We start from the raw sequence: 11,782 nt of genomic DNA, 5'->3' as shown, positions 1-11,782 counted from the left end.
TGAGCCACGGGCTCAGTCTCGCACTCGTCCGAATGTCTTGACGTGGCAGGACGGGGTCACGACCATGACAGAGCCATGACATGGGCCGCCGGGGCGGCCGGAAGCCGCACGTGCCGTCCGAACGCCCGAACCGGCCCGAAGGAGTCGCACCGGTGACCACGGCGACCACAGTGAAGCGACCCGCGACGGACCGCCCGGCCCGTGCGCCCCGCGGCGCCGGACCCCCGGGCGACCGCGGTGCCTGGTTCCTCGTGCTGCCCGCGCTGCTGCCCATCCTCGTCCTGAGCGTCGGCCCCCTCCTGTACGGGATCGGCCTCTCGCTCACCGACGCCCAGTCGGGCCGCACCGAGCCCACCCGGTGGGTCGGCGCCCTCAACTTCAGCGACCTGTTGCACGACACCCTGTTCTGGGACTCGTTCCGCATCGGCCTGCTGTGGGCCGTCGGCGTCACCGTGCCGCAGTTCCTGCTCGCGCTCGGCCTGGCCCTCCTGCTCAACCAGAACCTCCGCTTCCGCTGGCTGGCGCGGGCCCTCGCGATCGTCCCCTGGGCGATGCCGGAGGTCGTCGTCGGCATCATGTGGCGGCTCGTCTACCACCCCGACGCGGGCGTCCTCAACCAGACGCTGGCGGACCTCGGCCTCGGCGACGGCCGGGACTGGCTGACCGGGCTCGCCACCGCGCTGCCCGCCGTCATCGTCGTCGGCGTCTGGGCGGGCATGCCGCAGACCACCGTCGCCCTGCTCGCCGGGCTCCAGAACACCCCGCGCGAGCTGCACGAGGCGGCCGCCATGGACGGGGCCGGCGCCTGGCGCCGCTTCCGCACGGTGACCTGGCCCGCGATCCGCCCGGTGGCCCTCGCCGTCACCGCGCTCAACTTCATCTGGAACTTCAACTCCTTCGCCCTCGTCTACGTCCTGACCAACGGCGGCCCCGGCGGCCGCACCCGCCTGCCGATGCTGTTCGCGTACGAAGAGGCCTTCCGCTACGGCCAGTTCGGCTACGCGGCGGCGATGGGCTGCGTCATGGTCGCCGTGATCTCCGTGCTCCTCGCCCTCTATCTTGTGGGCCGGCTGAAGGGAGCCGACGAGCAGTGATGCGGACCTCGAAGCCCGCCCGCGCGGGCCAGTACCTCGCGCTCCTCGCCTATCTGGTCTTCCTGGCCTTCCCGTTCCTGTGGCTGGTCTCCACCGCGTTCAAACCCCCGCGCGAACTCGCGAGCCTGCACCCCACCTGGATCCCGAAGGACCCCACCCTCGACAACTTCCGGCAGGCCTTCGACGAGCAGCCACTGCTGCGCGCCGCCGGGAACTCGCTGCTCGTGGCCGTGTCGGCCGCTGTCATCGCCGTCGTCATCGCGACCCCGATGGCCTATGTGATGGCCCGGCACCGCTCGTTCCTGTCGCGGGCGGCGACCGGCTGGGTCGTGGTCAGCCAGGCGTTCCCCTTCGTCCTGGTGATCATCCCGCTGTTCCTGATCCTGAAGAACCTGCACCTGATCAACGCGCTGCCCGGCCTGATCATGGTCTACGTCGTGTGGGCGCTGCCCTTCGCGCTCTGGATGCTCGTCGGCTACGTACGGGCCGTGCCGCGCGAGATGGAGGAGGCGGCGGCCGTCGACGGCGCGGGCCGGCTGCGGATCCTCGTCTCCGTGACGGCGCCGCTGCTGACGCCGGGCATCGTAGCGACGGGCCTGTTCGCGTTCGTGACGGCGTGGAACGAGTTCTTCTTCGCGCTGGTCCTGATGAAGTCGCCCGAGAGGCAGACCCTGCCGGTGATCCTCACCCACTTCCTGGGCGCCGAGGGCGTCGCCGACCTCGGGCCGCTCGCCGCCGCCGCGTTCCTCGCGACCCTGCCGTCCCTGCTGATCTTCTCCGTGATCCAGCGGCGGATCACCGGCGGCCTGCTGGCGGGGGCGGTGAAGTGATGCCCTGTCGTGTCACCGGGCTCCGGACGACCCTGACCGCGCTCGCCGCGTCCCTGACCCTGCTCCTCGCCGGCTGCACCGGCGACTCGGGCGACGGGGCGGACGGGAGCGGCCGGATCACCCTCGAGTTCCAGTCGCTGGCCTGGCAGAAGGAGTCCGTCGACGCCAACAAGCAGCTCGTCGCGGAGTGGAACGAGCTGCACCCCGACATCCGCGTCAAGTACGTCCAGGGCAGCTGGGACAGCGTCCACGACCAGCTCCTCACCTCCTTCGAGGGCGGCGAGGCGCCCGACATCATCCACGACGCCTCCGACGACCTCGCCGACTTCGCGTACGGCGGCCACCTCGCCGACCTGCGCCCGTACCTTCCCGCCCGGCTGAAGTCCGACATCCCCGAGCGCAGTTGGCAGACGGCGACCTTCGCCGGCGGCGTGTACGGCGTCCCGTTCCTCCAGGAGCCGCGCGTCCTCGTCGCGAACGCGAAGCTGCTGAAGGAGTCAGGGGTCCGGGTGCCGACGCCCGCGCACCCGTGGACCTGGGACGAGTTCCGCGCGGTCACCCGCAAGCTCAGCGGCAAGGGCCGCTACGGGGTGGCCTGGCCGCTCAAGGAACCCGTGTCGGCGACCCTGAACCTGTCCCTCTCGGCGGGCGGCCGGCTGTTCCACCGCGGGGCCGACGGCAAGGTCACCGTCCGCTTCGGGGCCGCCGACGCGGTCGTGCCGCGGACGGTGCACGACCAGGTGAACACCGACCGCAGCGCCTCCGGCACGACCCTCGGCATGGGCGGCTCCGACACCCTGCCCGGCTTCTTCGCCGGGAAGTACGCGATGGTCCCGCTCGGCTTCTCCTATCGCCAGCAGATCGCGCAGCAGGCGCCGAAGGGCTTCGACTGGCAGGTGCTGCCCGCACCGGCCGGGGCCGACGGGCTCGCCCAGGGCGTCAGCCCGCAGACCCTGTCGGTCGCCGAGGACAGCCCGCACAAGAAGGAGGCCGCGCGGTTCATCGACTTCCTGCTGCGGCCGCCGAACATGGTGCGGCTCGCGCGCGGCGACTGGATGCTGCCCACGGGCGCCGAGGCCCTGAAGGACCCGGCGCTGCGCACCGCGAAGGACGACTGGGCGGTCGGCACGGCCCTCGCCGCGCACCTGAGCCCGGCGCCGGCCCAGTCGGTGCGGGGCTATCCGGAGTGGAAGGACAAAGTGGCCACCCCCGCGCTCCAGGAGTACTACAGCGGCGCGATCGGCCTCGGCGAACTGCGCCGCCGCCTGGTCGACGACGGGAACCTGGTCCTGGCGCGGTACCAGCGGTAGCCGCCGACGGGGGAGGCACGGAATCCGCTCGGTCGGATAACGCTCGGGTAACGGCGGATCTCCTTGCAGCTCTCCTGGATCCGGTTGCCCCGTACGACCGTTACCCCTCGGTAAAGGTTGTACACCGAGCATCTTGAATCTTGCTGAAACCGCTTCCTAGCGTGAGGTGAACATGTTCTGAACAGAGGAAAGATGGTCGGCACGATGCCCCGAGACATACCGCCGTTGCGCGAGGTACGTCGCATCACCCAGAAGAAGCGCGATGCCTGGTGGACCGTGCTGCTCGTCGATCCGGTCGCCACGCCGCTCGTCCGGCTGACGGCCCGATGGACGCGCATCACGCCGAACCAGATCACCTGGGGAGCCCTGCTGCTCGGTCTGGTCTCCGCCGCCTGCTTCGCGATGGGGGACTGGCGCTGGCTGATCCTGGGCGCGGTCGTCTACCACCTGAGCTTCATCCTCGACTGCATGGACGGCAAGGTCGCCCGCCTCACCGGGCAGGGCTCCGTCTTCGGCGCGTGGCTCGACTACATCTTCGACCGCATCCGCGTCATGGCCTGTGCCGTCGCGCTGATGGCCGGCCAGTACCACCGCACCGGTGAGCTCATCTATGTGTGGCTCGCGGTGGTCGTCGTCTTCCTCGACGGCCTGCGTTACATCAACTCGCTGGAGATCTTCAAGACCCGGCACACGATGCGCAAGCAGATCAAGTCGCGTATGCGCGCCGCCCGCCGGGCCGAGAACGCGGCGGGCATCGCCTTCATGGAGGACCTGCTGCGGGCCAACCCCGAGGCCGACATCGAGCAGGACCTGCGCACCGCCTCGCAGGACGCGCGCGACGAGGAGGCCCTGGAGGAGCAGGAGGCCGTCCCGGCCGACGAGGCGCGGGAGGAGGCCGGCGAGGAGGCGCCCGTCAAGCGGCGCAAGGCGCAGGTCGTCGACCTGCACCAGGAGTTCCGCAGCCGCTTCCCGATCTACCTGCGCTTCCGCTCCTTCCTGCTGCGGCACCGCATCCGCACGCACCTGGTGAGCGGCATCGAGTTCCAGATGGCCGTCTTCATCGTCGGCCCGCTCGTCGACCAGGTGATCGGCGCGACCGTCGTCGCGGGCGCCCTGCTGCTCGTCTTCGAACTCGCCATCATCTACAAGCTGCTGCTGTCCACCCGTGACTTCGGCCGCACCCTCGCGTCGTTCGAGGAGTCGGAGCAGCGGCGGGAGTCCGGGGAGAACGGCGGGTCCGAGGGGAACGGGCTGTCCGCCGTCGCTTGATCCGTCCCGGATTCCGCTCCGGATTTCTTCACAAGTGAGGGCCCGCGTCACCCGACGCGGGCCCTCGCCTTTTGCTGTCAAGTGCTGTCGTCCTGGCACGAATTGCTGCGCCGCCTGGCCGATCTGTCTTGTTTGTTATTACAGAACCTTGTTGAACAAGTCACAGGTGTATGTAGGCCTTGATCTGATCGCGTCAATCGGACAGGGTTTCGTCCCAACCCCGGGACATCTTCCGGAGATTGACCGAGGTTGCACGAATTTGCGCGCCCCCACGCGCGTAGAACCGTGCGCGCACGCTGTCTTGTGCGCAGAACTTCACATCCCCCCACACACCACGAGGAGACCCCTCTTCATGGCAACTCACAAGCGTGGCCGCTCCATCAAGCTGACCGCTGCGATAGCCACCGCTGCCACCGCCGTGGGCGTCACCGTCCTCACCGGCGGCTTCGCCGGCGCCGCCGCCCCCGCAGAGGGCAAGGTCTACGGCCTCGACGCCAAGGGCGCCGTCTCCGGCAGCTACATCGTGCTGCTGGACCAGAAGACCGGCGCCGACGCGAAGAAGGACCTGGCCAAGGAGTACGGCGGCACGCTCGCGCGGAACTACAAGTCCGCCGTCAACGGCTTCTCGGTCAAGGGCCTCTCGGAGACCGAGGCCAAGCGCCTCGCCGCCGACAAGTCGGTCGACAAGGTCGTCCAGAACAAGAAGTTCCACATCGACGCGACCCAGGACAACCCGCCGTCGTGGGGCCTGGACCGCATCGACCAGGCGGACACCGCCGGCGACAGCAAGTACACCTACCCGGACTCCGCCGGCGAGGGCGTCACCGCGTACGTCATCGACACCGGTGTCCGCATCAGCCACAAGGACTTCGGCGGCCGCGCCTCCTACGGCTTCGACGCCGTCGACAACGACGACAGCGCCGACGACGGCAACGGGCACGGCACGCACGTCGCCGGCACCATCGCCGGTGACGCCCACGGCGTCGCCAAGAAGGCGAAGATCGTCGCCGTCCGCGTCCTCGACGACCAGGGCTCCGGCACCACCGAGCAGGTCGTCGCCGGCATCGACTGGGTGACCCAGAACCACCAGGGCCCCTCGGTCGCCAACATGTCCCTCGGCGGCGGCGCGGACGAGGCGCTCGACGCCGCGGTCCAGAAGTCCATCGCGTCCGGCGTCACCTTCGCCGTCGCTGCGGGCAACGAGTCGTCCGACGCCTCGCAGTCCAGCCCCGCCCGCGTCCCGGAGGCCATCACGGTCGCCTCCTCCACCAAGGACGACGAGCAGTCCGACTTCTCCAACTACGGCGAGATCGTGGACATCTACGCCCCCGGCTCGGACATCACGTCCGACTGGAACACGGGTGACGACGCCACGAACACCATCTCGGGCACGTCCATGGCCACCCCGCACGTCGTCGGCGCCGCCGCCGTCTACCTCGCGGGCCACCCGGACGCCGCCCCGGCCGACGTCGCCAAGGCGCTCACCGACGGTGCCACCCCGGACGCGATCAAGAACGCGACCGAGGGCACCCCGAACAAGCTCCTGAAGATCGTCGAGTAACACCCCGGTCGGCACCGACCGGCGGCCGTCGTGCTCACCCCCACGGGGCACGGCGGCCGCCTCGGCGTCCCGGGGACCGCACGGACACGCCCTAGGGTGTGCGCATGACGGTCAAGCGATACGCGGCGCTGCTGCGCGGCATCAACGTGGGTGGCGGGGTCAAGGCCAAGAAGGTCCCGATGGCGCGGCTGCGGTCGCTGATCGAGAGCCTCGGCCACACCGGCGTACGGACCTACCTGCAGAGCGGCAACGCGGCCTTCACCGCGCGGGTCGCCGACGACGACGTGCTCGCCCGCGAGATCGAGGCGGCGATCGCCGCCGAGTTCGGCTTCACCGTCGAGGTCGTGGTGCGCGACCACGCCTACCTCACCGCCGTGCGCGACGACTGCCCCTTCCCGGCCGCCGAGCTGGAAGGCAAGCAGCTGCACGTCACGTACTTCTCCGAGCCGGTCACCCCGGAGCGCTTCGCCGCCGTCGACCCGGCCGCGTACGCCCCCGAGGACTTCCGCCTCGGCGACCGCGCCCTCTATCTCTACGCGCCCACCGGACTCGGCACCTCGAAGCTGGGCGCCCGCCTCTCCAGCGCCGCGCTCAACCGGGGCCTGATCGCCACCAGCCGCAACTGGAACACCGTCGAGAAGCTCGTGGAGCTCACGGCGCCGGAGGTCACGGCGTCGCAGTGAGCGCGTCCAGCCGGGCCAGCTCCCGCACCGTCAGCCGGATCGCCGCCGCCCCCAGGTTCTCCTCCAGGTGCGCGACCGAGCCCGTGCCCGGCGTCGGACACAGCACGGGGGAGTGGTGCAGCAGCCAGGCCAGCGCGATCTGCGACGGCGTCGCGCCGTGGTCCCGCGCGATCGCGGCACACTCCGGGTGGTCGGTGAGGCCGCCGTTGCCCAGCGGGAACCACGGCAGGAACGCGATGCCCCGCGCCTCGCACAGCCGCAGCAGCGGCTCCGACACCCGGTCCAGGACGTTGTAGCGGTTCTGCACGGACACGATCGGCACGATGTCCAGATCGAGCGCCGCCCGCAGCTGCTCGGCGGTCACCGAGTCCAGACCCACGTGCCGCACCTTGCCCGCGTCCCGCAACTCCCGCAGCGCGCCCAGCTGTTCGGCCATCGGCACCTCGCGGTCGAAGCGGTGCAGCTGGTACAGGTCGATCCGGTCCGTGCGCAGCCGCCGCAGGCTCTCCTCGCACATCGCGCGCAGCCGCTCGGGCCGCCCCTCGACGTGCCAGGCCTCGGCGGACGTCCGCACCACGCCGCCCTTCGTCGCGACGACCAGTCCCTTCGGGTACGGGTGCAGGGCCGCCGCGACCCGCTCCTCGACCAGCCCCGGCCCGTAGTTGTCCGCCGTGTCGACCAGCGTCACACCGAGCTCGACGGCCCGCCGCAGCACGGCCGTGGCCTGCGCGTCGGTGCCGCGCGGACCCCAGACCCCGGGCCCCGCCAGCTGCACCGTCCCGTACCCGAGCCGCCGCACGGGCAGATCGCCGCCGAGGAAGAACTCGGGGGCGGGGTGCGGCGCGGGCGCTGTGGGGTGCGGGGAGGCGGACATGCTCCGACCGTATCCGACCCCATCCGATCGAGGACCACTCGGGATCCCGAATCCCGTGGCAGGCTCGGCCCCATGCGCTACGTGATCATCGGAGCAGGAGCGGTCGGCGGAGCCGTCGGCGGGCGGCTCGCCCAGTCCGGCCACGACGTCGTACTGGTCGCCCGCGGCCCCCAGTACGAGGCCCTGCGCACCCACGGCCTGCGCCTGCGGACCCCCGACGGCGAGCACCTGCTGCGGCCCCCGGTCGTGGACGGACCCGAGGCCCTCGGCACCCTGCGCGACGACGACGTCCTGCTGCTCGCCGTGAAGACCCAGGACAGCGTCGCCGCGATCGACGCCTGGTCCGGCCGGCCCGTCGAAGGCGGCGGCACCGCGGGCGAGCGGCTCCCGCTCGTGTGCGCGCAGAACGGCGTCGCGAGTGAGCGGTTCGCCGCACGCGCCTTCCGGCGCGTGTACGCGATGTGCGTCTGGCTCCCCGCCACCTTCCTCGAGCCCGGCATCGTCCGCGCCGACGGCACCCCGCTCACCGGCATCCTCCACCTCGGCGGCTACCCGGCGGGCGCCGACGACACCGCGCGGGAGATCGCCGCCGCCCTGAAGCGCTCCCGCCTCGACGCCCCGGTCGTCGCCGACGTCATGCGCTGGAAGTACGCCAAGCTCCTCGCGAACCTCTCCAACGCGATCGAGGCGCTGTGCGCGGAGCGGACCTCCGACGCGACCCGGGCCCTGCACGCGCGGGCCCGCGCCGAGGGCGAGGCCGTCCTCGCCGCCGCCGGCATCCCCTACGCCTCCCCGGAAGAGGAGCGGGCCTGCCGTGGGGACCGGATCCGGCTCGAGTCCTTCGACGGGACCCCGCGCGGCGGCGGCTCCTCCTGGCAGTCGCTGAAACGCGGCACCGGCACGATCGAGGCCGACTGGCTCAACGGCGAGATCGGCCGCCTGGGCAGGGAGCACGGAATCCCCACGCCCGTCAACGACGTGCTCGGCGAACTGGCCGGGCAGGCCGCGCGCCAGGGCCGCCCGCCGGGGGCGACACCGGTCGCCGTACTGACCGCCGCCGTCGACGCGCGGGCCGCCCGCTGACACCTGTCGCGTTTGTTCAAGAGACCGCGCGGCCCGCTCCGTAGAGTCGACGGCATGGAACTTCGACGCGAGAACGTACAGCCCCATCTGAGCGAGTGTGCCGCCGAGTCCGCCCGCGTCGCGGCCGGTGTCGGGCAGAGCCGGCTCGGGGAGCCGTCCGGCTGCGGCGACTGGGACGTGCGCACCCTGGTCAACCACTGGGTGCTCTACGGCTCCCACGGCCTGGAGCACCGCGCCCTGCGCAAGGCGCTCCCCGACGAGCTGACCGCACGCGACTTCACCACCGACCCCGAGTGGGCGGCGGCCTTCGCCGCCCAGCTCGACCGGGCCGTCGCCGCCTGGGCCGAGCCCGCCGCGTGGGAGGGCGAGATCGACCTCGGCTTCGCCCAGCAGGCCGCCCCCGAGGTCGCCGCCCTGCTCCTGCTCGAACTGGCCCTGCACGGCTGGGACGTGGCCCACGCCACGGGCCAGGACTTCAAGGTCTCCGACGCCGCGGGCGCCGTCATCCTCGACGTCGTCTCCGCGAACGCCGAGATGTACCGCCAGTACGAGGGCTTCGGCGCCGCGATCGAACTGCCCGACGGCGCATCGGACTTCACCCGCGCCCTCGCCCTCAGCGGACGCGACCCGCGCTGACCGCCGGGCCGCGCCCGGTCACTCGCCGCGCCAGGCGTCCCGTCGCGCCCGGCGCACCGCGGGAGCCATGCCCAGGCCCGCGCCGACGAACAGCACCGCGAGCACGGCCCAGCCCAGCGGGCCGTGCTCGATCGCGGTCACCGTCACCAGGGCGGGCGCCGCCATCGTCGCCGCGGCCTGCCCCGAGTTGAACACACCCTGGTAGACGCCCTGGGCCCGGGCGTCGGCGAGCCCGTAGCCGACCGTCCAGCCGCCCGCCGCCGACAGCACCTCGGCGAGCACCTGCACCACCGCGCCCACCACGAGCACCCCGAGCGCCGCCATCGGCGACAGGCCCGCCGCGCACGCGAACGCCGCGCACGACAGCGCCAGCAGCAGCCCCGAGCGCCGCATCGCCCGCACCGCGCCCGGCAGGTCCTCCACACCCCGCGTGACCCGCACCTGAAGCAGCGCCACCAGGACGCAGTTGAGGATCATCAGCAGGGCCGCGGTCCAGCGCGGCGCGTCCGTGTGCTGCACGATCCACAGCGGCAGACCCACCTCCAACAGGCTGTACTGCAAGGCCAGTACGGCATTGGAGCAGGTCACCGCGAGGTACGGCAGATCGCGCACCGCCCGCCAGCGGCTGCCCTCCGGCGCGTCCCGCTCCGCCCGCCGTCCCGCGCCGCCCGGCAGCCGCAGCACCATCAGCGCGGACACCGTGAACGCGACGGCGTCCACCAGGATCAGCACCGTGTACCCGGCGCGGCTGTCCGCCTGGAGCGCCAGCGCGCCGAACGCGCCGCCGATCCCCATGCCCACATTGGTGACCATCCGCAGATGCGCCCGCCCCTCGACCCGCGTCGAGGGCGGCAGCACGTCCGCGTACAGGGCGTTGCGCACGCCCATGCTCGCCTGGCACAGCGCCGCGTAGCCGATCGCCGTCGCCAGGAACGCGGCGTACGAGCCGACCACCGTGTACGCGACCAGCATCACCCCGCACCCCACCCACAGCGCGGTCAGCACGGGGCGGCGCCCCCACCGGTCCGAGGCCCGACCGGCGGGCACCCCGGCCGCGATGCCGAACAGGCCCGCGATCGTGAGGCCGACCCCCACCGACGTGGCGCCCAGGCCCACGACACGGGTGAAGTACAGGACACTGACCGGGAAGAACAGGCCCCGCCCGAAGGCGTTGAGCAGGGTCAGCAACGACAGGCGCAGCAGCTGCGGATCGGTCGGCAGAAGACCGGCGAAGCGGGTGGCGGGCACCCGTTCGGCGGCGGACACGGGTGAGGGGACCGGTGGTGACGAGGTCATGACTCCAGGGAACCGGCCCGCCCCGCCCCGGCGACATTCTTTTAGCCCCTGACTAAAGCCGGCCTCCGTCGGGAGCCGGTTTCCGAGGGGAGCTAGCCTCTGGACAGAGCCTCGCCGGGGGAGCGGGGCGCCGGGGCCGTGGGGGCGCGCAGTGATCGAGTTCCGCTTCGTCGTCGGGGACCTCGCCCGCACCTCCTTCGCCTATTCCCCGCTCCAGGAAGCCGTCTACTCGCTGCGCTGCTGGCGCGACTCCGCCCGCTACCCGCACCAGCGCCCCTGGCTGCGCCGGCTGGGCCCCGCCTTCCGGCGCCTCGACGAGGCCGACCTGCTCGCCGCGCTGATCGCCCCGAGACTGTGGATCCCGGACTTCCTCACCCCGCGCCCCGACCGCCCGCGCCCCGTCTTCGCCCGCCAGCTCGCCGAGCTGCGCACCACCCCGCCCGGCCTGCTGCGCCCCCAGTTCACCGCCGCGTACGGCGCCGACGCCGTGGACCTCCCGCCGGTCCTGCGGGACGGACTCGCCGACCCGGAGCGACTCCTGGACCGCATCTGCCGTGCCCTGGACGACTATTGGCACACCTGTCTCGCCTCCGACTGGTGGCCGCGCGTGCACTCCGTGCTCGAAGCCGACCTCGCCCACCGCGGGAAGGTCCTCGCCGAGGAGGGCGCGGGCGGCCTGTTCTCCAGTCTCGACCCGCGCCTCACCTGGGACGGCGAGGTGCTCACCATCAGGAAGAAGGGCGACGGCCACCCGTGGCCCACCGCCGACATCGAGATCGGCGGCCGGGGCCTCGTCGTGATCCCCACGCTGTTCGCGCTCGGCGCGCACACGAACATCGACCCCACGCTGCCGCCCCTGCTCAGCTACCCGGCCCGCGGCCGCGCCACGATCTCCGAGACCCCGCCCCCGGTCACCGACGCGGCGCTCAGCCGCCTCCTGGGCGTGCCCCGCGCCCGCATCCTGCTCCTGCTCGCCGACCCGGCGTCCACGACCGAACTCGCCCACCGCCTGTCGGTCACCCCCGGCGCGGTCAGCCAGCACCTGTCCGTCCTCTACGACGCCGGACTCCTGCGGCGCACCCGCAGCGGCCGCAGCGTCCGGTACGCGCGCAGCGAGCTGGGGGAGCGCCTGTGCGGCTGAACCCG

At 72.2% G+C, this 11,782-nt stretch carries 11 protein-coding genes; 9 read left to right on the top strand and 2 right to left on the bottom strand.

Annotated features, from left to right (window positions below):
* The first annotated feature begins 152 nt into the window (after positions 1-152).
* From IAG42_RS07805 to IAG42_RS07780, 6 genes are all read left to right on the top strand, one after another.
* Positions 153-1,094, top strand: a complete 942-nt coding sequence (locus IAG42_RS07805) for a carbohydrate ABC transporter permease (protein WP_223205897.1) — start codon at positions 153-155, stop codon at positions 1,092-1,094.
* Positions 1,094-1,924, top strand: coding sequence for a carbohydrate ABC transporter permease (locus IAG42_RS07800; protein WP_188336299.1), 831 nt, complete (start codon positions 1,094-1,096; stop codon positions 1,922-1,924). The genes IAG42_RS07805 and IAG42_RS07800 overlap by 1 nt, the downstream gene beginning before the upstream one ends.
* Complete coding sequence (locus tag IAG42_RS07795; protein WP_188336298.1) at positions 1,924-3,234, top strand: ABC transporter substrate-binding protein; 1,311 nt, start codon at positions 1,924-1,926, stop codon at positions 3,232-3,234. The genes IAG42_RS07800 and IAG42_RS07795 overlap by 1 nt, the downstream gene beginning before the upstream one ends.
* A gap of 204 nt (positions 3,235-3,438) precedes the next feature.
* Entirely contained in the window at positions 3,439-4,503 is a 1,065-nt protein-coding gene (locus IAG42_RS07790) for a CDP-alcohol phosphatidyltransferase family protein (RefSeq protein WP_188336297.1), read from the top strand.
* Positions 4,504-4,855: 352 nt separating this feature from the next.
* Positions 4,856-6,064 (top strand): S8 family peptidase, encoded by a 1,209-nt coding sequence (locus IAG42_RS07785; RefSeq protein ID WP_188336296.1) that lies wholly within the window; start codon positions 4,856-4,858, stop codon positions 6,062-6,064.
* A gap of 104 nt (positions 6,065-6,168) precedes the next feature.
* Positions 6,169-6,747, top strand: a complete 579-nt coding sequence (locus IAG42_RS07780) for a DUF1697 domain-containing protein (RefSeq protein WP_188336295.1) — start codon at positions 6,169-6,171, stop codon at positions 6,745-6,747.
* Here IAG42_RS07780 and IAG42_RS07775 read toward each other — a convergent pair.
* Entirely contained in the window at positions 6,731-7,621 is an 891-nt protein-coding gene (locus tag IAG42_RS07775; protein WP_188336294.1) for an aldo/keto reductase, read from the bottom strand. The two genes, IAG42_RS07780 and IAG42_RS07775, sit on opposite strands and share 17 nt — an antisense overlap.
* Before the next feature lie 72 nt (positions 7,622-7,693).
* On the opposite strand from IAG42_RS07775, the gene IAG42_RS07770 reads away from it, so the two are divergent.
* Both IAG42_RS07770 and IAG42_RS07765 read left to right on the top strand, forming a co-directional pair.
* Positions 7,694-8,704 carry a ketopantoate reductase family protein gene (locus IAG42_RS07770; RefSeq protein ID WP_188336293.1) on the top strand — a complete coding sequence of 337 codons (1,011 nt, stop codon included), beginning with the start codon at positions 7,694-7,696 and terminating at the stop codon, positions 8,702-8,704.
* Between the two features lie 54 nt (positions 8,705-8,758).
* Positions 8,759-9,340, top strand: a complete 582-nt coding sequence (locus IAG42_RS07765) for a TIGR03086 family metal-binding protein (protein WP_188336292.1) — start codon at positions 8,759-8,761, stop codon at positions 9,338-9,340.
* An 18-nt stretch (positions 9,341-9,358) separates the two neighbouring features.
* Here IAG42_RS07765 and IAG42_RS07760 read toward each other — a convergent pair whose 3' ends face one another.
* Entirely contained in the window at positions 9,359-10,636 is a 1,278-nt protein-coding gene (locus IAG42_RS07760; protein WP_188336291.1) for an MFS transporter, read from the bottom strand.
* 151 nt (positions 10,637-10,787) lie between these two features.
* On the opposite strand from IAG42_RS07760, the gene IAG42_RS07755 reads away from it, so the two are divergent.
* Positions 10,788-11,777, top strand: coding sequence for an ArsR/SmtB family transcription factor (locus IAG42_RS07755; RefSeq protein ID WP_223205896.1), 990 nt, complete (start codon positions 10,788-10,790; stop codon positions 11,775-11,777).
* Positions 11,778-11,782 lie beyond the last annotated feature (5 nt).

It is taken from the genome of Streptomyces xanthii, assembly GCF_014621695.1.
GTDB classification, from domain to species: domain Bacteria; phylum Actinomycetota; class Actinomycetes; order Streptomycetales; family Streptomycetaceae; genus Streptomyces; species Streptomyces xanthii.
This window is presented reverse-complemented; position numbering and strand designations above follow the sequence as displayed.